Consider the following 23061-nt stretch of genomic DNA (forward strand, 5'->3'; position numbering starts at 1 on the left):
GGAGGCGGGGGGGGGGGTGGAGGAGGCGGCTCATGGTGAGGTTCCTGTTGGTCCTGGTGCTGCTCATCGCCATCGCGGTGCTGGTGGTGTTCGTGGTGGGCTACAACAAGATTCGGGCCGCCGATGTGCGTGTCGACGAAGCCCTGGGCGGCATCGACGTGCAGTTGACCCGGCGTGCGTCCCTCATTCCGGGTCTGGTGAGCACCGTGGCCTCGTTTGCCGCACATGAGAAGGCGATCCTGGATCACGTCACGAGCGCACGGGCCGCGCTGGCGTCGTCGACGACGGGCACGTCCGTCGCACAACGCAGCGCCGCTGAACGCGACTTCGACGACGCCGTGAGCCGGGTGCTGGCGCTGGGGCAGACCTACCCGCAGCTCAACTCGTCGAGCAACTTCCTCAACCTGCAGCAGAACCTCGCCGACACCGAGGACAAGCTGGCCTTCGCGCGGCAGTACTACAACGACGCGGTGGCCTCACTGAACCGGACCATCGGCAGCATCCCGTGGATGTTCGTCGCGGGCCCGACCGGTGTCGCGGAACGCGAGTACTACCAGACCCCGCGCTGAGCGGTTTTCGGCGCTGCACCGTCGCGCGCCTAGACTGGCGCGGTGCGTCTCGTCTTCGCCGGCACCCCGGAGCCCGCCCTGCCGTCGCTGCAGCGGCTCATCGACTCGCCTCGGCACGATGTCGTCGCGGTGCTCACCCGCCCCGACGCGGCCGCGGGCCGGCGGGGTAAGCCCGCGCCGTCACCCGTTGCGAAACTGGCCCTGGAACAGGGCATTCCGCTGCTGCGCCCAGCCCGGCCCAACGAGCCGGAATTCGTCGCCGAACTGACCGAACTGGCGCCTGACTGCTGCGCTGTGGTGGCCTACGGGGCGCTGCTCAAGCCCGCACTGCTCGCGGTGCCGCGGCACGGGTGGATCAACCTGCACTTCTCGGTGCTGCCGGCCTGGCGTGGCGCCGCCCCGGTGCAGGCCGCGATCGCGGCGGGCGACTCCGTCACCGGCGCGAGCACGTTCCAGATCGAACCCGATCTCGACACCGGCCCGGTCTACGGCGTGATCACCGAGTCGATCGGTCCTGCCGACACCTCGGGCGACCTGCTGGCGCGTCTCGCCGACGCCGGAGCGGGCCTGCTCGAAGCCACCCTCGACGGTGTCGAGGACGGTGTGCTCAACGCGGTGCCGCAGTCGGCCGAGGGTGTCTCGCTGGCCCCCAAGATCACGGTCGAACAGGCCCGCGTGGACTGGCACCTGCCCGCCCACATCGTCGAACGTCGGATCCGGGCGCACACCCCCGCCCCCGGGGCGTGGACCGTGATCGGCGACGTCCGGGTCAAACTCGGCCCCGTGACCATCGACGCCGACGGTGCGGCACTGCCCCCGGGACGGCTCGAGGTCGGCAGGCGCAGCGTGCGCGTCGGCACCGGCTCGCAGGCGGTGATCCTGGGCGTGCTCCAGGCACCCGGCAAGAAGCCGATGGCCGCGGCCGAGTGGGCTCGCGGTGCACGCCTGTCCGACGGGGTCGAGGCATCATGACCGACAGGCGCGGAGGGCGCGGGCGCGCACCCAGACCGATGGATCCCGCCCGGCAGGCCGCCTTCGACGTCCTTCGGGCTGTCTCGACCCGGGACGCGTACGCGAACCTGGCGCTGCCGGCGCTGCTGCGCGAGCGCGGCATCACCGGCCGCGATGCCGCGTTCGCCAGTGAGTTGACCTACGGCACGTCCCGCTGCCGGGGCCTGCTCGACGCGATCATCGCCGCGGCCGCAGATCGGCCCACCGATCGCATCGACCCCGTGCTCTTGGACCTGTTGCGGCTCGGGGCCTATCAACTGCTGCGCACCAGGGTCGAACCGCACGCCGTGCTGGCCACCACCGTCGACCAGGCGAAGATCGAATTCGACTTCGCGCGTGGCGGTTTCGTCAATGCCGTGCTGCGGGCCATCTCCGCCAAGGACGAGCAGGCCTGGATCGCCGAACTCGCACCGGACCGCCGCACCGACCCGATTGGGTACACCGCCTTCGCGCATGCCCATCCGCGCTGGATCGCGCAGGCCTTCGCCGACGCGCTGGGGGCGAGCGCGGGTGAACTCGACGCGCTGCTGGCCGCCGACGACGAGCGCCCCAAGGTGCACTTGGCGGCGCGCCCCGGCGTGCTGACGGCTGAGGCGCTGGCCGAGGCCGTCGGCGGGGTGCCCGGTGACTACTCGCCGTACGCGGTGTACCTGCCGGGCGGTGACCCCGGCGGGCTCGAACCGGTGCGCGACGGTGCCGCGCTGGTGCAGGACGAGGGCAGTCAGTTGGTGGCCCAAGCCCTGACCCGGGCCCCGCTGCGCGGCCCCGACAACGGACGCTGGCTGGACCTGTGTTCGGGCCCCGGCGGCAAGACCGCGCTCATCGCCGCGATCGCCGCACAGACCGGTGCGCGGGTCACCGCCGTGGAACCCGCACCCCAGCGTGCCGACATGGTCCGGGAGAACACCCGTGGCCTTGAGGTCGAGGTGGTTGAGGCCGACGGCCGCGATCTGCTGCCCGGGGGAGCCGCGGGCTTCGACCGGGTGCTGGTCGACGCGCCCTGCACCGGGCTGGGGGCGCTGCGGCGCCGCCCCGAGGCGCGTTGGCGTCGGACCCCCTCCGACGTGCCTGGACTGACGAAACTGCAGAAGGAGCTGCTGGCCTCGGCGATCGCGATGACCCGGCCCGGCGGCGTGGTGTTGTACGCGACCTGTTCACCGCATCTGGCGGAGACCGCGGGAGTGGTCGCCGACGCGGTCCGTCGCCACAACGTCACACTGCTGGACACCCCGCAACTGTTCGCCCCGGCGCAGGGGGTGGCCACGGGGCCACAGGGTCAGTACGTGCAGCTGTGGCCCCATCGGCACGGCACTGATGCGATGTTCGCCGCAGCGCTGACAGTAGGGTGATCGTCGTGTCTGCTGCATCTGAACGCCCCCTGATCGCCCCGTCCATCCTGTCCGCTGATTTCGCCCGGTTGGCCGACGAGGTGGCCTCTGTCGCGGGAGCGGACTGGCTGCACGTCGACGTGATGGACAACCACTTCGTGCCCAACCTGACGCTGGGCCTGCCGGTGGTGGAAAGCCTGTTGAAGGTCACCGACATCCCGATGGACTGCCACCTGATGATCGAGGAGCCCGAGCGCTGGGCCCCGCCGTACGCCGAGGCCGGCGCCTACAACGTGACGTTCCACGCCGAGGCGACGCAGCAGCCGGTCAAGGTGGCCCGCGACATCCGCGCGGCGGGGGCCAAAGCAGGTCTGTCGGTGAAGCCCGGCACCCCGATCGATCCGTACCTTGAGATCCTGCCCGAGTTCGACACGCTGCTGATCATGTCCGTCGAACCCGGATTCGGCGGCCAGAAGTTCATCCCCGAGGTGCTGGCCAAGGTCGGTGTCGTCCGGCGGCTGGTCGACGCGGGGGAGTTGACCATCGTGGTGGAGATCGACGGCGGCATCAACGCCGACACCATCGAGGCCGCCGCCGAGGCCGGAGTGGACTGCTTCGTCGCCGGATCTGCGGTGTACGGCGCGGCCGACCCCGCCGAGGCGGTTCGGTCGCTGCGAGCCCAGGCCGCGTCGGCCGCACCCCACCTGGCGCTGTGACCCCCGAGGCCGCGATGCGGGCGGCGATCGCCGAGGCCGAACGAGTCAAGGGCAGCACCTACCCGAATCCTCCTGTCGGAGCGGTCATCCTGAACGCCGACGGCGAGATCGTCGGGACCGGCGGAACCCAACCCGTCGGCGGCCCGCACGCCGAGGTGATGGCGCTGCGCCAGGCCGGCGCGGCCGCGCGCGGTGGCACGGCGGTCGTCACGCTGGAACCGTGCAACCATCACGGCCGGACCCCGCCCTGCGTGGAAGCACTTCTGGCCGCGGGCGTTTCGCGCGTCGTCTTCGCGGTGTCCGATCCGAATCCCGAGGCCGCCGACGGTGCGGCCGCGCTCACCGAGGCGGGCGTCGAGGTGCTCGCGGGGGTGCTCGCCGGTGACGTCGAATCCGGTCCGCTGCGCGAATGGCTGCACAAGCAGCGCACCGGGCGGCCCCATGTGACGTGGAAGTTCGCCGGCAGCATCGACGGGCGCAGCGCGGCCGCCGACGGCAGCAGCCAGTGGATCACCGGTCCCGTCGCGCGCGCCGACGTGCACCGTCGCCGCGCCGCCTGCGACGCCATCATGGTGGGGACCGGCACGGTGTTCGCCGACGATCCGCGGCTGACCGCACGCACCCCCGAGGGTGAACTGAGCGAACACCAACCGCTGCGGGTCGTCGTCGGAATGCGGGAGATCTCGCAGGACGCCAATGTCCTCAACGAGGACTCGCGCACCATGCTCATCCGCACCCACGATCCGCACGAGGTGATCCGGTCTCTGAACGACCGCACCGACGTCTTCATCGAGGGTGGCGCCACGCTCGCGTCGGCGTTCCTGCGGGCGGGTCTGGTGGACCGGATCCTGGCCTACGTCGCGCCGATCCTGCTCGGCGGACCCAACTCCGTCGTCGACGACGTCGGCGTCGCCTCGATCGGCCGGGCCTCGCGGTGGCGGTACGACGTGATCGAGCACGTCGGACCCGACCTGCTGTTGAGCCTGGTGCCGGACCCGGCCTCCGAGCCGGACTAGCCGTCGGCGCGGTGCCTGCCGGCCTGCTGGGCTTCGGGTTGCGGTGAGTCGGACTGCGCCAGTGCCGGTTCGGGCTCGGCATGGGTGTCGCGTCCCGCGATCAGCAGACCGATCACGGCGCCCACCACGCAGACGATCGCGGTGATGCCGAACATCTCGCCGTACTGCATCGAGAACGCCAGCTTGTACTTGGCGGCCTCGGCGGCCACCCGGGCCGCGAGCGAGTCACCGCCCTCCGACGGCAGGGTCGCCACGATCTGGTTGAACCGGTAGAGCCCCCACGCGGACAGCGCCGCCACCCCGACCAGCATGCCCGTCATGCGCGCCACCACCACCAGCGACGACGCGATTCCGTGCTGCAGTGCGGGCACGACGCGCAGCGCGGCCGAGGTCAGCGGTCCGATGACCAGGCCGAGGCCGAACCCGGCCAGCATGAGATCGGTGGGGAACGCGGGGAGTTGGACGAAGCCGAGGTTGTGTGTGTCGTTGAGCACGTCGACACCCCAGTCGGACACCAGCCAGTACGCCAGGCCCGACAGCATCATGCCGACGAACACCACGATGCGGTCACCGATGCGCGTCGCGATCGCGCCGCCGATCAGAGCACCCACCGGCAGCGCGGCCAGGAACCACGTCAGCTTGAGGGCGGCCTCCACCTGATCCAGGCCCAGCACACCCTGGCCGAACAGTTCGACGTTGACCAGCGTCACCATCAGAGCCGCGCCGGCGCAGATCGACGTGCCCAGCGCCGCCAGGAACGGCAGCATCTTCACCCCGGCGGGGTCGATCAGCTTGGTTTTCGAGTACCGCTCCCAGACGAAGAAGCCGATCGCCACCACGACAGCGCCCGCAACCAACAGCAGGCCGTGCTCGGGCAGGATCTGCTTGCCGTCCGGGCGGGGGTTGTAGAGGCCGATCACGGCCAGGCCCAGCGCGACCGCCAGCAGCACGCCACCGATGATGTCCACGCGTTCACGCGGGCCGGTCCCGCGATCGTGCGACGGCACGGAGAAGTGGATCATCACCATCGCCACGACGGTGAACGGGATGTTGATCCAGAACACGTCACGCCAGGTGTTGAGCAGCGCCACGATCGCCACACCCCACAGCGGCCCCAGCACACTGCCCAGTTCCTGGGCCGCGCCGATTCCGCCGAGCACCGCGGCACGGTTGCGCGCGGCCCACAGGTCGGCGGCCAGTGCCAGGGTGACCGGCAGCAGTGCGCCACTGGCGGTGCCCTGGATGACACGGCCGATCACCAGCATCGTCAGATCGTCGGAGAGTGCGGTGACCACCGAACCGACGGCGAAGCCCGCCAGTCCCAACTGCAGCACCAGCTTGCGGCCGACCCGATCGGACGCGCGGCCCAGCAGCGGCATCGCCGCGATGTAGCCGAGCAGGTAACCGGTGATGATGGGGGCCACGCGCTGGATCTGATTGATCGGGATGCCGACGTCCCTCATGATGTCGACCATGATCGTGACCACGACGTAGGTGTCGACGGCCCCGAGAAGGACGGCGAGTCCGCCCGCGCTGATCGCGGTCCAGCGCCTGGCCTCCGGCTGCATCAGACCTGAGGCTTGGTGACGGTGACGGGCTCATTCCACTTGGAGAGAGCCACCACGATCGATCCGCCGCCGGCGGGCTCGATCTTGGCCTGCACCAGGTTGTGGTCGCCGTCCTTGGCGATCCAGGCGGTGCCCGGGACCGAACCGCTGGCCTTCAGCTGCGGGATGAGCTTGTTGACGGCATCGGCGTTGACCGAGCCGGTCACCCGCACGGTCTCCACGCCGTTGATCGTCTCGATGGCCTCAGACTTGGCGTCGGAGAAGCTGGCCAGCATATTGGCCAGGCCGTTCTCCGGGTTCAGGATCGTCGACGGGTCGTAGATGTCGGCGGCCGGACCCATGTCGAGCCAGCTGTTGGGTGTCATCGCCGCGTACAGCGTGTTGTCGATGACGACGAGGTCGACGTCGATGTCGGAGCCGCCCATCGTGATGGTCGCGCTTCCCTGGACGGCGGTCGCCGGCACATTGGTCAGGTCGCCGGTCAAGCTCTTGACCGGCAGGCCCTCGATGGTGCCGTCGACGGTGATTTCGAGGTGCCCGCTGTTGAGCCCCTTGGTCGCCTGGCTCGACTGTTCGAGCAGGCCCGCGGCGTCGGGCAGGTCTTCGGTGGATTGTGACGACGACGAGCAGCCCACAACCAGAGCGGCGGCGGTGCTGACGGCGGCGAGGGACAGGGCGATCCGGGACACGAGTCGACTCGGCTGCATGAGTTGCATCGTAGAGGGTGCGTCGACCCGGGAGGTTAAGCGCAGGTCTAGCCTTGACGCGTGTTCACGGGAATCGTCGAAGAACTGGGCGAAGTCGTCGACAAGGAAGACCTTGCCGATGCGGCGCGTTTCGTCATCCGCGGGCCGGTCGTCACGGCCGACGCGGGCCACGGTGACTCGATCGCGGTCAACGGTGTGTGCCTGACGGTGGTCGAGGTGATGCCGGGCGGTCAGTTCAGCGCGGACGTGATGGCCGAGACACTCGACCGGTCCAGCCTGGCCGGGTTGTCCGCCGGGTCACGGGTGAACCTGGAACGGGCCGCCGCGGTCAACAGCCGCCTCGGCGGGCACATCGTGCAGGGTCATGTCGACGGCACCGGCACCATCGTGTCGCGGTCCCCGTCCGAGCACTGGGAGGTCGTGCGGATCACGCTGCCGCAGAACCTGTCCCGCTACGTCGTGGAGAAGGGATCGATCACCGTCGACGGCATCTCGTTGACGGTGTCCGGGCTCGGCCGCGACGCCGACGGTGACTGGTTCGAGGTGTCGCTGATCCCGACCACCCGCGAGCTGACCACCCTGGGCACGGCCCCGGCCGGCACGTCGGTGAATCTCGAGGTGGACGTCATCGCGAAATACGTCGAGCGACTGCTCGCCGACAAGCAGTAGCCGGCTCCCTCCGGGCCGCTCGCGGAGTCGGGGGCGGCCACGTGTGCTTGGTCACAGATTGGCCACCGGCGGCGGGGGTGCGGTGCGCGGGTCCGCGACCTCACCGCGGGACGTTCGGTGACGCCGACCTGCAAGGACGTCAGCACCCCATTGACCGGCGTAATGGCGCCGGCCCGCGCGCCCGCACGCCGCGACGGGACCACCGACCTGCAGGAAGTAATCACCACATTGCGGTGGTTCATACTGATGGCACATTTTGTTCGTTTCAGAGGTACTTGTGGTCCCCCCGCGGGACCGGCGAGGTGGCACAGATGACGAGGCTTGACACCGTCGAACGGGCGGTGGCCGATATCGCTGCGGGTAAGGCGGTCGTCGTCATCGACGATGAAGACCGAGAGAACGAAGGCGATCTGATCTTCGCGGCCGAGAAGGCCACGCCCGAGTTGGTGGCCTTCATGGTCCGCTACACCTCCGGTTACCTCTGCGTCCCGCTCTCGGGAGAGGTCTGCGACCGCCTCGGCCTGCTGCCGATGTACGCCGTCAACCAGGACAAGCACGGCACGGCGTACACGGTGACCGTCGACGCCAAGCTCGGCGTCGGCACCGGGATCTCGGCGTCGGACCGCGCCACCACGATGCGGCTGCTGGCCGACCCCAACGCCGTCGCCGACGACTTCACCAAGCCCGGCCACGTCGTGCCCCTGCGCGCCAAGGACGGCGGTGTGCTGCGCCGGCCCGGCCACACCGAGGCCGCGGTCGACCTGGCCCGGCTCGCCGGGCTGCAGCCCGCCGGCGCCATCTGCGAGATCGTCAGCCAAAAGGACGAGGGCGCGATGGCGCGCACCGAGGAACTCCGCGTCTTCGCCGACGACCACGATCTGGCGCTGATCTCGATCGCCGACCTCATCGAATGGCGCCGCAAGCACGAGAAGCACATCGAGCGGATCGCCGAGGCCCGCATCCCGACCCGCCACGGCGAATTCCGCGCGGTCGGTTACAAGAGCATGTACGAGGAGGTCGAGCACGTCGCTCTGGTCCGCGGGGAGATCTCCGGCCCGCACAGCGACGGCGAAGACGTGCTGGTGCGCGTCCACTCCGAGTGCCTGACCGGCGACGTGTTCGGGTCGCGACGCTGCGACTGCGGCCCGCAGTTGGACGCCGCGATGGCGATGGTGGCCAACGAGGGCCGCGGCGTCGTGCTGTACATGCGCGGCCATGAGGGCCGCGGCATCGGCCTCATGCACAAGCTGCAGGCCTACCAGCTGCAGGACGCCGGCGACGACACCGTCGACGCCAACCTCAAGCTGGGGCTGCCCGCGGACGCGCGGGACTACGGGATCGGCGCTCAGATCCTGGTCGACCTGGGCATCCGGTCGATGCGACTGCTGACCAACAACCCGGCCAAGCGGGTCGGCCTGGACGGCTACGGACTGCACATCATCGAGCGCGTGCCGCTGCCGGTGCGCGCCAACGCCGACAACATCCGGTATCTGCTGACCAAGCGCGACCGGATGGGACACGACCTCACAGGTCTCGACGACTACCACGAGTCGACCACCATGGACGGCTACGACGAGGCCGTCTACCTTCTCGGTGACCGGCATCAGGCCCCGACGGACCTGGGCGGCAACTCGTGAGCGGGGGCGCCGGGGTTCCGGAGATGCCCGAGCTCGACGGCTCGACGATCTCCCTGGCGATCGTCGCCAGCACGTGGCACACCACGATCTGCGATGCGCTGCTCGACGGCGCCCTGCGGGTGGCCAAGGCCGCGGGGGTGCCCGAACCCACCGTGGTGCGGGTGCTCGGTGCGATCGAGATCCCGGTCGTCGCCCAGGAGCTGGCCCGCAACCACGATGCCGTCATCGCGCTCGGCGTCGTGATCCGCGGTGAGACTCCGCATTTCGACTACGTCTGCGATGCGGTCACGCAGGGGCTCACGCGTGTCTCGCTGGATGAGTCCACGCCCGTCGCCAACGGTGTGCTGACCACCAACACCGAGGAACAGGCGCTCGACCGTGCGGGGCTGCCCGGCTCCGCCGAGGACAAGGGTGAGCAGGCGGCCGCCGCTGCGCTGAGCACCGCACTGACCCTGCGTGACCTGCGCGCAGCCCAGTGAGCGCGTCGACGGGCACGGAATGGGACTTGGTGGTCCGTCCGCATCTGGCACCGCGGTTCGCCTATGGGGCCGCGTTCGTGATCGCCGCCGCGCACATCGCCGTCGGCGCCCTGCTCAAGGTCAAGTCCAGCGGCGTGATCTTCCAGACCGCCGATCAGGTGGCCATCGGAGCGCTGGGCATCGTGATCGGCGCCGTGGTGCTGCTGTTCGCCCGGCCCCGGCTGCGGGTCGGCCCGGCTGGCATGTCCGTGCGGAACCTGGTGGGCGACAAGCTGGTTGACTGGTCGCAGGTCCAGGATCTGTCCTTCCATCGCGGGGCGCGCTGGGCGCGGCTGGACCTGCCCGACGATGAATACATCCCCGTCATGGCGATCCAGGCCATCGACAAGGAGCGGGCCGTGGACGCCATGGACGGCGTGCGCGCGCTCATCGACAGATACAAGAGCTGACACCCGTCGCCGCCCCACCGGGGACTTCGACGGTGTGAGGCAGCGCTCGTCCCGCGTGGCAGGGGCATGTCGGCGCGCCGACTAGGCTGGACCGGTGCCCGATCCATCGACCTACCGACCCGCGCCGGGTTCGATTCCGGTCGAGCCGGGCGTCTACCGGTTCTCCGACCCGCACGGGCGCGTCATCTACGTCGGTAAGGCCAAGAGCCTGCGCAGCCGATTGACGTCGTACTTCGCCGACATCTCGAGCCTGCACCCCCGCACCCGCCAGATGGTGACCACCGCGGCCAAGGTCGAGTGGACGGTGGTGACCACCGAAGTCGAGGCGCTGCAGCTCGAGTACAACTGGATCAAGGCATACGACCCGCGGTTCAACGTGCGCTACCGCGACGACAAGTCCTATCCGGTGCTCGCTGTGACGCTCAACGAGGAGTACCCGCGGCTGTCGGTCTACCGCGGCCCGCGACGCAGGGGTGTGCGCTACTTCGGTCCCTACTCGCACGCCTGGGCCATTCGCGAGACGCTCGACCTGCTCACCAGGGTCTTTCCGGCCCGCACATGCTCCGGCGGAGTGTTCAAGCGGCACAACCAGATCGGCAGGCCCTGCCTGCTGGGTTACATCGACAAGTGCTCGGCGCCGTGTGTCGGCCGGGTCAGCGCTGACGAGCATCGCAGGATCGTCGAGGACTTCTGCGACTTCCTGTCGGGGCGCACCGACCGATTCGCGCGTGAACTCGAACAGAAGATGACCGCCGCGGCCGAGGAGCTGGACTTCGAGAGGGCCGCCCGGCTGCGCGACGACCTGTCGGCGCTGCGACGTGCGCTGGAGAAGCAGGCCGTGGTGCTCGGTGACGGCACCGACGCCGACGTGGTGGTCGTCGACGACGACGAACTCGAGGCGGCCGTCCAGGTCTTCCACGTGCGCGGTGGCCGGGTTCGCGGCCAGCGTGGCTGGATCGTCGAGAAGGCAAGCGAACCAGACGATCTCGAAGGCGGCGTCGAGGCGCAGTTGGTGGCACAGTTCCTCACCCAGTTCTACGGGGAGCAGGCAGAGCTGGGCGGGGCCAGCGACTCGGGCGGCGACGAGGCGACCAACCCCGTCCCGCGTGAGGTGCTGGTGCCCCGGCTTCCCGACGACGCCGAGGAGCTGGCCGAATGGCTGTCCGGTCTGCGGGGCTCGCGCGTGGTGCTGCGGGTGCCGCAACGCGGGGACAAGAAGGCGCTGGCCGAGACCGTGCACCGCAATGCCAAAGAGGCGCTGCAGCAGCACAAGCTCAAACGAGCTGGTGATTTCAACGCCAGATCCGCTGCGCTGCAGAGTATTCAGGATGCGCTCGGCCTGGCGGACGCGCCGCTGCGCATCGAATGTGTCGACATCAGCCACGTCCAGGGCACCGATGTGGTGGCCTCGCTGGTGGTCTTCGAGGACGGTCTGCCGCGTAAGTCCGACTATCGGCACTACGGCATCAAGGAGGCCGCCGGCGACGGGCGTTCCGACGACGTCGCGTCGATCGCCGAGGTGACCCGGCGCCGGTTCTGGCGGCATGTCCAGGACCGTGCGCACCCCGAAGAGTTCTCCGCAGAAGGCAAGTCGAGGAAGTTCGCGTATCCGCCCAACCTGTTCGTCGTCGACGGCGGCGCGCCGCAGGTCAACGCCGCCGCCGCGGTTCTGGCCGAGTTGGGTGTCACCGACGTGGCCGTGATCGGCCTGGCCAAACGGCTCGAAGAGATCTGGGTTCCCGGCGAGCCCGACCCGGTGATCATGCCGCGCAACAGCGAGGGGCTGTATCTGCTGCAGCGCGTGCGTGACGAGGCCCACCGGTTCGCGATCACCTACCATCGCAGCAAGCGGTCAAAACGCATGACGGCCTCGGTGCTCGACGCGGTCCCGGGGTTGGGGGAGCATCGCCGCAAGGCGCTGGTGACCCACTTCGGTTCGGTGGCGCGGCTCAAGCAGGCCTCGGTCGAGGAGATCACCTCGGTGCCGGGCATCGGGCCCGCGACGGCGGCCGCGGTGCTCGAGGCGCTGGGCGTGACGGTCGCCGACCCGCCCGCCCCTGATTCGGCGGGATCGGCCCCACACGAGAATCCGGTGAGTGATGATGACATCGCGCAACGGGCAGCACGATGACGGACGGTACGGACGACGTGGTACGCGAAACTGGGGCCGGTGAGGTCGACGCTGACTCGGGTATCGACGTGGTGCTGGTCACCGGCCTGTCCGGTGCCGGGAGAGGCACCGCCGCCAAGGTTCTCGAGGATCTGGGGTGGTACGTCGCCGACAACCTGCCGCCGGAGTTGATCACCCGCATGGTCGACCTCGGCCTGGCCGCGGGGTCGCGCATCACCCAACTCGCGGTCGTCATGGACGCTCGGTCCAAGGGGTTCACCGGCGATCTGGACTCGGTCCGAAACGAATTGGCCACACGGGACATCACGCCCCGCGTGCTGTTCCTCGACGCCTCCGACGAGATGCTGGTGCGCCGCTACGAGAACAACCGCCGCAGCCACCCGATGCAGGGTGATCTCACGCTGGCCGAGGGAATCGCCGCCGAACGGACGATGCTGGCGCCCGTGCGGGCCTCGGCCGACCTGGTGATCGACACCTCGGCGCTGTCGGTGCGGGAACTGCGCGAGAGCATCGAGCGGGGTTTCGGAGCCGAGACGGTGCCGGACATCAGCGTCACGGTCGAGTCGTTCGGGTTCAAGTACGGGCTGCCGATGGACGCCGACATGGTGATGGACGTCCGATTTCTGCCGAACCCGCACTGGGTGGACGAGTTGCGGCACCACACCGGCCAGCACCCGTCGGTGCGGGATTACGTGTTGGGTCAGCCCGGTGCCGGGAGGTTCCTCGACACCTATCATGAACTGCTGGGGCTGGTGGTCGACGGCTACCGGCGAGAGGGCAAGCGCTATATGACAGTGGCCATCGGCTGCACGGGTGGGAAACATCGCAGCGTCGCGATCGCCGAGGCGCTCGCGGCCCGACTCAGCAGCGGCCAGCACCTGTCAGCGCGCGTCCTGCACCGGGATCTGGGCCGCGAATGACGGTCGAACGCATCGTCGCCCTCGGCGGCGGCCACGGCCTGTATGCCACGCTGTCGGCGGCCCGTCGGCTCACACACCATGTCACCGCGGTGGTGACCGTCGCCGACGACGGAGGCTCCTCGGGCCGGCTGCGCAGCGAACTCGACATCGTGCCGCCCGGCGACCTGCGAATGGCGCTGGCGGCCTTGGCATCCGACAGCCCCTACGGCCGACTCTGGGCCACCATCATCCAGCACCGCTTCGGCGGCAGCGGGGCGCTGGCCGGCCACCCGATCGGCAACCTGATGCTGGCCGGGCTGTCCGAGGTGCTCGCGGATCCGGTCGCCGCCCTCGACGAGCTGGGCCGAATCCTCGGGGTCAAGGGCCGTGTGCTGCCGATGTGCCCGATCGCGCTGCAGATCGAGGCCGACGTGGCGGGGCTGGAGTCCGACCCTCGGATGAGCCGCGTGATCCGAGGTCAGGTGGCGATCGCGACGACACCGGGCAAGGTGCGGCGGGTGCGTCTGCTGCCCGGCAATCCACCGGCCACCCGGCAGGCCGTCGACGCCATCATGGACGCCGACCTCGTGGTGCTGGGCCCGGGATCCTGGTTCACCAGCGTGATCCCACATGTGCTCGTGCCCGGTCTGCTTGCCGCCCTGCGTGCGACGAGGGCGCGGCGCGCCGTCGTGCTCAATCTGGCCGACGAACCGGGGGAGACCGCGGGCTTCTCCGCCGAGCGGCATCTGCACGTGCTTGCCCAGCACGCACCCGATTTCACCGTCGATGACATTGTCGTGGACGTCAACAGAGTGGCCAGCGAGCGTGAGCGAGATCAATTGATTCGAACCGCCGGTGTGCTGAATGCTCAGGTGCAGTTTGCTGACGTGTCGCGACCTGGTACACCATTACATGACCCGGCGAAGTTGGCGGCGGCGTTGCAGAGGGTGTGCGAGCGGAGGACCGAGCCGGCGCTGCCGACAACGCCGTCCCTTCCGACAGTGCCCCCCGCCGACGTCGATGGACCGCATGTGTTTGGACCGAGAGGTGACGACCCGTGGCGATGACGGCCGAGGTTAAGGACGAACTGAGCCGCCTGGTGGTGAATTCCGTCAGCGCGCGGCGCGCCGAGGTGGCCTCCCTACTGCGGTTCGCAGGCGGGCTGCACATCGTCGCGGGCCGCGTCGTGGTCGAGGCCGAGGTGGACCTCGGCATCATCGCCCGTCGGCTGCGCAAGGACATCTTCGACCTCTACGGCTACAACGCCATCGTGCATGTGTTGTCGGCCAGCGGAATCCGCAAGAACACCCGGTACGTGGTGCGGGTCGCCAAGGACGGTGAGGCGCTGGCCAGGCAGACCGGTCTGCTCGACCTGCGGGGCCGGCCCGTGCGTGGGCTGCCCGCCCAGGTGGTGGGCGGCAGCATCGCCGACGCGGAGGCCGCCTGGCGGGGCGCCTTCCTGGCCCACGGGTCGCTGACCGAACCCGGTCGGTCCTCGGCGCTGGAGGTCAGCTGCCCCGGACCGGAGGCCGCGCTCGCGCTCGTCGGCGCGGCCCGCCGCCTCGGCGTCGGCGCCAAGGCCCGCGAGGTCCGCGGCGCCGACCGCGTCGTGGTGCGCGACGGAGAGGCCATCGGCGCCCTGCTGACCCGGATGGGTGCCCAGGACACCCGGCTGACGTGGGAGGAGCGCCGGATGCGGCGCGAGGTCCGCGCGACGGCCAACCGGCTGGCCAACTTCGACGATGCCAACCTGCGCCGGTCGGCGCGTGCGGCGGTCGCCGCGGCGGCCCGTGTCGAGCGCGCACTCGAGATCCTCGGCGACACCGTGCCCGATCACCTCGCGACTGCGGGCAGGCTGCGCGTCGAGCACCGGCAGGCGTCCCTCGAGGAGCTGGGCCGGCTCGCCGACCCGCCGATGACCAAAGACGCTGTGGCCGGCCGGATTCGTCGCCTGCTCTCGATGGCCGATCGCAAGGCCAAGCAGGACGGCATCCCGGACACCGAATCCGCCGTCACACCCGAACTGCTCGAAGAGGCCTGAGCGACTGCTCGACGAGGCTCGAGCGCCGTCGATGAACCCGGCGCGCGGTGATTCCGTGTGCCTATCATCGACGCGTTGACAGAAACCCTGGCCCTGGCGCGCCAGCGCGCATCCTCGCGGCTCACGCCACCTCCCACGCCGGTGCGCAGCGTGGCGATTCACCTCGGCGTGCTGGTGCTGTGGATCGCCCTGTTCCTGCTGGCCTTCGGCCGCGGCGGGGTGGCGGCCTGGTCCGTCGGGCTGGCCTACCTGGCCTATGACCTGGCGCTGCTGATCTTCACCGGTTGGCAGATCAGCCGCATCGCGGCGAGAGACGCTGCGGCCGCGCCGGTCCCCGACGGATCCACCCTCGCCGTGCTGATCGCCGCGCACAACGAGGAGACGGCGCTGCCCGTGACGCTGACGGCGCTGCTGAACTCAGACCGGGCGCCGGAGCAGATCGTGATCGCCGACGACGGTTCCACCGACGGCACCGCCCGGCTCCTCACCGAGGATTTCGGGCTGCGCGACGACGGCGCGTCCGTGCGGATCGGGGATACCGCGGTGCGGTGGCTGCGCCTGCCCCACGCGGGCAAGGCGCCGGCCCTCAACGCCGCGCTCGCCACGACCAGTTGTGACGTCATTCTGACCGTCGACGCGGACACCGTCGTCGAGCCTGGGGCGATCAGGGCTGTGCTGCAGGCCTTTTCGGCCGAGCCGGACCTCGTCGCGGTCACCGGGGTGATCACCCCGGTGTGCGCCCCGGGAGTTCGGGGCCGGGTGCTGCAGTGGTTTCAGACCTACGAGTACCTCCGCAACTTCCTGAGCCGCTACGCCTGGATGCGCATCGACTGCCTGCAGCTGATCTCGGGTGCCTTCGCGGGTTTCCGGCGCACCGCGGTGGTCGCGGTCGGCGGTTTCGACGACGCGTGCCTGGTCGAGGACTACGAGCTGGTGGCGCGCCTGTGGCGCTACGCCGGCGAGCACAACCTGTCCTGGCGGTTCCGCGCACTCGGCGATGCCCAGGCCCGCACCGAGGCGCCCGGCACCGTACTGGCCTTCCTGCGCCAGCGGCGACGCTGGTTCGGCGGGTTCCTGCAGACCCAGTGGTGGTACCGCGCGATGGTCGGCGATCGCCGCCTCGGCGCGCTGGGCACCGTGATGCTGCCGATCAAGGCACTCGACACCGTGCACCCGCTGTACGGGCTCACGGCGCTGGCCCTGCTGGCGTCGTTCCTGACCGCGGGACGGTTCGACATCCTGGGGCCGGTGCTGCTGGTCGTCGCGGGCAAGCTCATGATCGACATGGTGTTCGCGGCCTGGTCGGTGCGCAGGTACCGGCGCTGGACCGGCGACCCGGGCCGGGCCAGCATGACCGGAAGTGCGCTGGCGACCGTGGTGGCGCCGGTCACCTTCACGCCGCTCCTGCACGCCGGCGCGGCGCTGGGCTGGGTCGCGTTTCTGGCCGGCACCGCGCGGTGGGGCAGCCAGCGCAGATTCGGGATGACCATGAGCGCGGACGGCTAAGCCCACCAATCTGCACGAGCCAACTTCAGCCCCACTAGGCTGGCGTGCGAGCAGTCAAACCCCATCTCTGGAACGTGGAGCAAGAGGAGACACAAGTGACCATCCGGGTAGGCGTGAACGGCTTCGGCCGCATCGGACGCAACTTCTTCCGCGCCCTGGACGCACAGAAGCAGGCCGGCAAGGCCGCTGACATCGAGATCGTCGCGGTGAACGACCTCACCGACAACGCCACCCTGGCGCACCTGCTGAAGTTCGACTCGATCCTGGGCCGGCTGCCGTACGAGGTGAGCCTCGAGGGCGAGGACACCATCGTCGTCGGCGACACCAAGATCAAGGCCCTCGAGGTCAAGGAGGGCCCGGCGGCCCTGCCCTGGGGTGACCTGGGCGTCGACGTGGTCGTCGAGTCGACCGGCATCTTCACCAAGCGCGAGAAGGCCCAGGGCCACCTCGACGCGGGCGCCAAGAAGGTCATCATCTCGGCTCCGGCCAGCGATGAGGACATCACGATCGTGCTCGGCGTCAATGACGACAAGTACGACGGCAGCCAGAACATCATCTCGAACGCCTCGTGCACCACGAACTGCCTCGGCCCGCTGGCCAAGGTCCTCAACGACGAGTTCGGCATCGTCAAGGGCCTGATGACCACGATCCACGCCTACACCCAGGATCAGAACCTGCAGGACGGCCCGCACGGCGACCTGCGTCGTGCGCGCGCGGCGGCGCTGAACATCGTGCCGACCTCGACCGGTGCCGCCAAGGCCATCGGCCTGGTGCTGCCGGAGCTGAAGGGCAAGCTCGACGGCTACGCGCTGCGGGTGCCGATCCCCACCGGTTCGGTCACCGACCTGACCGCGGAGCTGAAGAAGTCGGCGAGCGCCGCCGACATCAACGCCGCGATGAAGGCCGCCGCCGAGGGCCCGCTCAAGGGCATCCTGAAGTACTACGACGCGCCGATCGTGTCCAGCGACATCGTCACCGACCCGCACAGCTCGATCTTCGATTCGGGTCTGACCAAGGTCATCGACAACCAGGCCAAGGTCGTGTCCTGGTACGACAACGAGTGGGGCTACTCCAACCGTCTCGTCGACCTGGTTGCCCTGGTCGGCAAGTCGCTCTGAGTGCCATGACCGTCAAGACTCTCGACGATCTTCTCGCCGAGGGCGTTTCAGGTCGGGGCGTCCTGGTGCGCTCCGACCTGAACGTCCCCCTCGACGACGACCGCAACATCACTGACCCGGGCCGCATCATCGCCTCGCTGCCCACGTTGAAGGCGCTGTCGGATGCCGGGGCCAAGGTCGTCGTGACCGCCCACCTGGGCCGGCCGAAGGGTGAGCCCGACCCCAAGTTCTCGCTGGCCCCGGTGGCCAAGGAACTGGGGGAGCGGTTGGGACGGCACGTGCAGTTGGCCGGCGACGTCGTCGGCACCGACGCGTTGGCCCGTGCGGAGGGCCTGACCGACGGCGACATCCTGCTGCTGGAGAACATCCGCTTCGATCCGCGGGAGACCAGCAAGGACGAGGCCGAGCGCACCAAGCTGGCCAGGGCCCTGGTGGAGCTGGTCGACTCACCGGGTGGGCCGACGCCCGCCTTCGTCAGCGACGGCTTCGGTGTGGTGCACCGCAAGCAGGCCTCGGTGTACGACGTCGCCAAGCTGCTGCCGCACTACGCGGGCACGCTGGTGGCCGCCGAGGTCAAGGTGCTCGCGCAGTTGACCGAGTCCACCGAGCGTCCGTACGCCGTGGTGCTGGGTGGGTCGAAGGTGTCCGACAAGCTCGCGGTCATCGAGAACCTTGCGACCAAGGCCGACAGCCTGATCATCGGCGGCGGCATGTGCTTCACATTCCTTGCCGCCCAGGGACTTTCGGTGGGGTCCTCGCTGCTGCAGGAGGAGATGGTCGACACCTGCGCCAAGCTGCTGGATCAGTACGCCGACGTCATCCACCTGCCGGTGGACTTCGTCGTGGCCGAGAAGTTCGCGGCGGACTCCCCGCCCGAGCAGGTGGCGGCCGACGCGATTCCGGACGGGCGCATGGGCCTGGACATCGGGCCCGAGTCGGTCAAGCGGTTCACCGCTCTGCTGTCCAACGCCAAGACGGTGTTCTGGAATGGGCCGATGGGTGTGTTCGAGTTCCCGGCCTTCTCGTCGGGCACCAAGGGTGTGGCCGAGGCCATCATCGGTGCCACCGGCAAGGGCGCGTTCAGCGTCGTCGGCGGCGGTGACTCGGCTGCGGCCGTGCGCCAGCTGGGCCTGCCGGAGGACGGTTTCTCGCACATCTCCACGGGTGGCGGTGCCTCCCTGGAGTACCTCGAGGGCAAGGAATTGCCCGGTATCGCCGTTCTGGAGAGCTGAGGAGTTCGCGTGTCACGTAAGCCGCTGATCGCCGGCAACTGGAAGATGAACCTCAACCACTTCGAGGCCATCGCCCTGGTGCAGAAGATCGCGTTCTCGTTGCCCGACAAGTACTTCGACAAGGTCGATGTCACGGTGATCCCGCCGTTCACGGATCTGCGCAGCGTGCAGACCCTGGTCGACGGCGACAAGCTGCGCCTGACCTACGGCGCCCAGGACGTGTCCCAGCACGACTCCGGGGCGTACACGGGCGAGATCAGTGGGGCCTTCCTGGCCAAGTTGGGCTGCACGTTCGCGGTGGTCGGCCACAGCGAACGGCGGACCTATCACGGCGAGGACGACGCCCTGGTGGCCGCCAAGGCCGCCGCGGCGCTCAAGCACGGACTGACCCCGATCGTCTGCATCGGCGAGGGCCTCGACGTCCGCGAGGCCGGCAACCACGTCGACTACAACGTGGCCCAGTTGACCGGCTCGCTGGCCGGCCTGTCGGCCGAGCAGATCGCTTCGGTCGTCATCGCCTACGAGCCCGTGTGGGCTATCGGCACCGGGCGTGTGGCCAGTGCGGCCGACGCCCAGGAGGTCTGCGGCGCGATCCGTGCGCAGCTGGCCGAACTGGCCTCGCCTGCGGTCGCCGACTCGGTGCGGGTGCTCTACGGCGGTTCGGTCAACGCCAAGAACGTCGGCGAGATCGTCGCGCAGTCCGACGTCGACGGTGCGTTGGTCGGCGGTGCCTCGCTGGACGGCGAGCAGTTCGCGATGCTGTCCGCGATCGCTGCGGGCGGACCACTGCCCTGACGGTGATTTGGGCGCGCAGACCGGCGCGGAGCGCCGGTTTTCGCGCCCAAATCACGTCCGTGTAGGCTGTGCCGCATGGAATTGGCCCTTCAAATCATCCTGGTGGTCACCAGCGTCCTGGTGATTCTGTTGGTGCTGCTGCACCGCGCCAAGGGTGGTGGCCTGTCCACGCTGTTCGGTGGTGGCGTGCAGTCGAGCCTGTCCGGGTCGACCGTCGTCGAGAAGAACCTCGACCGGCTCACCCTCTTCGTCACGGGCATCTGGCTGGTGTCCATCATCGGGATGGCGCTGCAGCTCAAGTACAGCTAGCGGCGTGTGTCGCGCGCCGGCATCCGGCGTGCGCACGGCATCCGCTGCGCTGATACTTGGATGATGGCGCAAGGATCCGACACCGCCCTGGAGCCCATCGGCTCCGTCCGCCGCACCCAGCTCGGTCGTGAAGCAACCGAGCCGATGCGGGAGGACATCCGCCTGCTCGGCGCCATGTTGGGGGACACCGTCCGCGAGCACAGCGGTGACGAGATCTTCGACCTCGTGGAGAGGGCCCGGGTCGAGTCGTTCCGAGTCCGGCGCTCCGAGATCGACCGTTCCGAACTCGCCGAGATGTTCACTGGCATCGAGGCGAAGACGGCCATCCCCGTGATCCGTGCGTTCACGCATTTCGCGCTCCTGGCCAACGTCGCCGAGGACATCCATCGCGAGCGTCGTCGCGCGGTTCACGTCGCCGCGGGAGAACCACCCCAGAACAGCAGCCTGGCCGCCACCTACCGCAAGCTCGACGCCGCCGACCTGGATGCCGGGACCGTCGCCGAAGCGCTGACCGGTGCGCTGGTCTCACCTGTCATCACCGCCCATCCCACCGAGACCCGCCGCCGCACGGTCTTCGACACCCAGCACCGCATCACCGAACTCATGCGTCTGCACGCCCTGGGTGCGGAGCGCACCCCCGAGGGCGCCAGCATCGACCTCGAACTTCGCCGGCAGATTCTCATGCTGTGGCAGACCGCGCTGATTCGGTTGTCCCGGCTGAAGATTCAGGATGAGATCGAGACCGGCCTGCGGTATTACCCGGCGGCCTTCTTCGAAGTCATCCCTGCGGTCAACGCCGAGGTTCGGAAGGCGCTGCGCGCCCGCTGGCCGGGCACGGACCTGTTGGCGCAGCCGATCCTGCGGCCCGGGTCCTGGATCGGCGGTGACCGCGACGGCAACCCCAATGTGACCGGTGACGTGGTGCGCCTGGCGACCGGCAGCGCGGCCTACACCGCATTCGCGCACTACTTCACCGAGTTGACCGCCCTCGAGGAGGAGCTGTCGATGTCGGCTCGCCTCGTGACGGTCAGCGACGACCTCGCCGAGCTTGCTGACGCCTGCCACGAACCGGCCCGCGCCGACGAACCGTACCGGCGGGCGCTGCGCGTCGTGCACGCGCGGCTGACCGCGACCGCAACCGACATTCTGGACCGCCAACCCGAGCACGTGCTGGATCTGGGTCTGCCGCGGTACTCGACACCCGGTGAACTGCTGGCCGATCTCAACGTCGTCGACTCCTCGCTGCGCGCGCACGGAAGTGCGCTGCTGGCCGACGATCGCCTGGCCAGACTGCGGGAAGCGGTGCACGTCTTCGGATTCCATCTCAGTGGCCTGGACATGCGGCAGAACTCCGATGTGCACGAGGAGGTGGTGGCCGAGCTGCTGGCGTGGGCGGGCGTGCATTCGGACTACGCGTCGCTGCCGGAGCAGGCACGCGTGGCGCTGCTGATCGCCGAGCTGTCCACGCGACGTCCGCTGCTTGGGCCGGATGCCCACCTGTCGGAACTGGCGCGCAAAGAACTCGACATCGTGCTCGCGGCGGCCCGCGCGGTCAAGGTCTTCGGCGCCAACGCCGTGCCCAACTACATCATCTCGATGTGCCAGTCGGTCTCGGACATGCTCGAGGCCGCGCTGCTGCTCAAGGAGGCCGGACTGCTCGACGCGTCGGGGGAGCACCCGTACTCCCCGGTGGGGATCGTGCCTCTGTTCGAGACGATCGACGATCTGCAGCGCGGTGCGCAGATCATGACCGAGGTGCTGTCCCTGCCGCTGTATCGGGGAATCGTGCACGCACGGGGCGAGAGCCAGGAGGTGATGCTCGGGTACTCGGACTCCAACAAGGACGGCGGATACCTGGCTGCCAACTGGGCGCTGTACCGCGCGGAGCTGGATCTGGTCGAGATGGCCCGGGACACCGGAATTCGGTTGCGGCTCTTCCACGGTCGCGGCGGCACCGTGGGACGTGGCGGTGGTCCGAGTTATGACGCGATCCTGGCCCAGCCGCCGGGCGCGGTCAACGGTTCGCTGCGGCTCACCGAGCAGGGCGAGGTGATCGCCGCCAAGTACGCCGAGCCGCGCAGTGCGCATCGCAACCTGGAGACGCTGCTGGCGGCGACGCTCGAGTCCACCCTGCTCGACGTCGAAGGACTCGGCGACACCGCCGAACCGGCCTACGCGGTGCTGGACGACCTGGCGGCGCGCGCGCAGCGTGCCCATGCCGACTTGGTGCACGAGACACCGGGATTCGTCGAGTACTTCAAGGCGTCGACACCGGTCAGCGAGATCGGCGCGCTCAACATCGGCAGCCGGCCCACCTCCCGCAAGCCCACCACCAAGATCTCCGATCTGCGCGCCATCCCGTGGGTGCTGGCGTGGAGCCAATCGCGGGTGATGCTGCCGGGTTGGTATGGCACCGGCACCGCGTTCGAGCAGTACATCGCCGACGGCGGGCAGGACCGCGCCGCGCGCGTGGAGGTGCTGCGCGATCTCTACAAACGGTGGCCGTTCTTCGCCACCGTGCTGTCGAACATGGCGCAGGTGTTGTCGAAGGCCGATATGGGACTGGCGGCGCGCTACGCCGAGCTCGTCGAGGATCCGGATCTGCGGTCGAGGGTGTTCGACAAGATCGTCGCCGAGCACGACCGGACGATCGCCATGCACAAGCTGATCACCGGGCAGGACGATCTCCTGGCCGACAACCCGGCCCTGGCCCGGTCGGTCTTCAACCGGTTCCCCTACCTCGAGCCGCTCAACCATCTGCAGGTGGAACTGCTGCGGCGCTACCGCTCCGGTGAGGACGACGAACTGGTGCAGCGGGGGATCCTGCTGACCATGAGCGGTCTGGCGACCGCGCTGCGCAACAGCGGCTGACCTCACGGCC

Annotated in this window: 21 protein-coding genes; 19 read left to right on the forward strand and 2 right to left on the reverse strand. The window is 69.3% G+C overall.

The features are described 5' to 3' along the window. Positions 1 to 32: 32 nt before the first annotated feature. The 5 genes from A5727_RS23400 to ribD are packed head-to-tail and all read left to right on the forward strand — an operon-like array spanning position 33 to position 4640. Positions 33 to 569, forward strand: coding sequence for a LemA family protein (locus tag A5727_RS23400; RefSeq protein ID WP_068255942.1), 537 nt, complete (start codon positions 33 to 35; stop codon positions 567 to 569). Between the two features lie 42 nt (positions 570 to 611). Continuing rightward, positions 612 to 1541: a methionyl-tRNA formyltransferase gene (gene fmt / locus A5727_RS23405; protein ID WP_068255944.1), complete on the forward strand. Its 930-nt coding sequence runs from the start codon at positions 612 to 614 to the stop codon at positions 1539 to 1541. Then, entirely contained in the window at positions 1538 to 2929 is a 1392-nt protein-coding gene (locus A5727_RS23410) for an RsmB/NOP family class I SAM-dependent RNA methyltransferase (protein WP_068255946.1), read from the forward strand. The genes fmt and A5727_RS23410 overlap by 4 nt, the downstream gene beginning before the upstream one ends. A 5-nt stretch (positions 2930 to 2934) precedes the next feature. Further along, positions 2935 to 3624 carry a ribulose-phosphate 3-epimerase gene (rpe, locus tag A5727_RS23415; RefSeq protein ID WP_068256543.1) on the forward strand — a complete coding sequence of 230 codons (690 nt, stop codon included), beginning with the start codon at positions 2935 to 2937 and terminating at the stop codon, positions 3622 to 3624. 14 nt (positions 3625 to 3638) lie between these two features. Next, a complete protein-coding gene (ribD, locus tag A5727_RS23420; protein ID WP_068256537.1) occupies positions 3639 to 4640 on the forward strand; it encodes a bifunctional diaminohydroxyphosphoribosylaminopyrimidine deaminase/5-amino-6-(5-phosphoribosylamino)uracil reductase RibD in 1002 nt (333 codons plus the stop codon). Here ribD and A5727_RS23425 read toward each other — a convergent pair. Next, a complete protein-coding gene (locus tag A5727_RS23425) occupies positions 4637 to 6208 on the reverse strand; it encodes an MFS transporter (protein ID WP_068255947.1) in 1572 nt (523 codons plus the stop codon). The two genes, ribD and A5727_RS23425, sit on opposite strands and share 4 nt — an antisense overlap. Next, positions 6208 to 6915 carry an LppX_LprAFG lipoprotein gene (locus tag A5727_RS23430; protein WP_068256546.1) on the reverse strand — a complete coding sequence of 236 codons (708 nt, stop codon included), beginning with the start codon at positions 6913 to 6915 and terminating at the stop codon, positions 6208 to 6210. Before A5727_RS23430 ends, A5727_RS23425 begins: the two co-directional genes overlap by 1 nt. A gap of 60 nt (positions 6916 to 6975) precedes the next feature. Here A5727_RS23430 and A5727_RS23435 point away from each other — a divergent pair, with 60 nt between their 5' ends. The 14 genes from A5727_RS23435 (at position 6976) to ppc (ending at position 23051) form a co-directional block, all read left to right on the forward strand. Further along, a complete protein-coding gene (locus A5727_RS23435; protein ID WP_068255953.1) occupies positions 6976 to 7584 on the forward strand; it encodes a riboflavin synthase in 609 nt (202 codons plus the stop codon). Between the two features lie 311 nt (positions 7585 to 7895). Continuing rightward, the gene (locus tag A5727_RS23440) at positions 7896 to 9221 is read left to right on the forward strand and encodes a bifunctional 3,4-dihydroxy-2-butanone-4-phosphate synthase/GTP cyclohydrolase II (RefSeq protein ID WP_068255955.1); all 1326 of its coding nucleotides are present in this window, start codon (positions 7896 to 7898) and stop codon (positions 9219 to 9221) included. Then, positions 9218 to 9700 (forward strand): 6,7-dimethyl-8-ribityllumazine synthase, encoded by a 483-nt coding sequence (ribH, locus tag A5727_RS23445; protein ID WP_068255966.1) that lies wholly within the window; start codon positions 9218 to 9220, stop codon positions 9698 to 9700. Before A5727_RS23440 ends, ribH begins: the two co-directional genes overlap by 4 nt. Beyond that, complete coding sequence (locus A5727_RS23450) at positions 9697 to 10149, forward strand: PH domain-containing protein (protein WP_068255969.1); 453 nt, start codon at positions 9697 to 9699, stop codon at positions 10147 to 10149. Before ribH ends, A5727_RS23450 begins: the two co-directional genes overlap by 4 nt. 94 nt (positions 10150 to 10243) lie before the next feature. Then, a complete protein-coding gene (uvrC, locus tag A5727_RS23455) occupies positions 10244 to 12280 on the forward strand; it encodes an excinuclease ABC subunit UvrC (RefSeq protein WP_068255972.1) in 2037 nt (678 codons plus the stop codon). Continuing rightward, complete coding sequence (gene rapZ, locus A5727_RS23460; RefSeq protein ID WP_068255977.1) at positions 12277 to 13200, forward strand: RNase adapter RapZ; 924 nt, start codon at positions 12277 to 12279, stop codon at positions 13198 to 13200. The genes uvrC and rapZ overlap by 4 nt, the downstream gene beginning before the upstream one ends. Next, a complete protein-coding gene (gene yvcK, locus A5727_RS23465) occupies positions 13197 to 14246 on the forward strand; it encodes a uridine diphosphate-N-acetylglucosamine-binding protein YvcK (protein ID WP_068255979.1) in 1050 nt (349 codons plus the stop codon). The genes rapZ and yvcK overlap by 4 nt, the downstream gene beginning before the upstream one ends. Next, the gene (gene whiA, locus A5727_RS23470) at positions 14243 to 15220 is read left to right on the forward strand and encodes a DNA-binding protein WhiA (RefSeq protein WP_157521539.1); all 978 of its coding nucleotides are present in this window, start codon (positions 14243 to 14245) and stop codon (positions 15218 to 15220) included. Before yvcK ends, whiA begins: the two co-directional genes overlap by 4 nt. Positions 15221 to 15295: 75 nt before the next feature. Continuing rightward, positions 15296 to 16726, forward strand: a complete 1431-nt coding sequence (locus A5727_RS23475) for a glycosyltransferase family 2 protein (protein ID WP_157521540.1) — start codon at positions 15296 to 15298, stop codon at positions 16724 to 16726. A gap of 95 nt (positions 16727 to 16821) precedes the next feature. Continuing rightward, positions 16822 to 17844, forward strand: coding sequence for a type I glyceraldehyde-3-phosphate dehydrogenase (gap, locus tag A5727_RS23480; protein WP_068255985.1), 1023 nt, complete (start codon positions 16822 to 16824; stop codon positions 17842 to 17844). A 5-nt stretch (positions 17845 to 17849) separates the two neighbouring features. After that, positions 17850 to 19076: a phosphoglycerate kinase gene (locus A5727_RS23485; RefSeq protein WP_068255988.1), complete on the forward strand. Its 1227-nt coding sequence runs from the start codon at positions 17850 to 17852 to the stop codon at positions 19074 to 19076. A gap of 9 nt (positions 19077 to 19085) precedes the next feature. Further along, positions 19086 to 19871 carry a triose-phosphate isomerase gene (gene tpiA / locus A5727_RS23490; RefSeq protein ID WP_068255992.1) on the forward strand — a complete coding sequence of 262 codons (786 nt, stop codon included), beginning with the start codon at positions 19086 to 19088 and terminating at the stop codon, positions 19869 to 19871. Between the two features lie 75 nt (positions 19872 to 19946). After that, positions 19947 to 20180, forward strand: a complete 234-nt coding sequence (secG, locus tag A5727_RS23495) for a preprotein translocase subunit SecG (protein ID WP_068256002.1) — start codon at positions 19947 to 19949, stop codon at positions 20178 to 20180. Positions 20181 to 20243: 63 nt separating this feature from the next. After that, entirely contained in the window at positions 20244 to 23051 is a 2808-nt protein-coding gene (gene ppc, locus A5727_RS23500) for a phosphoenolpyruvate carboxylase (protein WP_068256550.1), read from the forward strand. Positions 23052 to 23061: the final 10 nt, after the last annotated feature.

It is taken from the genome of Mycobacterium sp. ACS4331 (assembly GCF_001667265.1).
In the GTDB taxonomy this organism is placed as follows: Bacteria; Actinomycetota; Actinomycetes; order Mycobacteriales; family Mycobacteriaceae; genus Mycobacterium.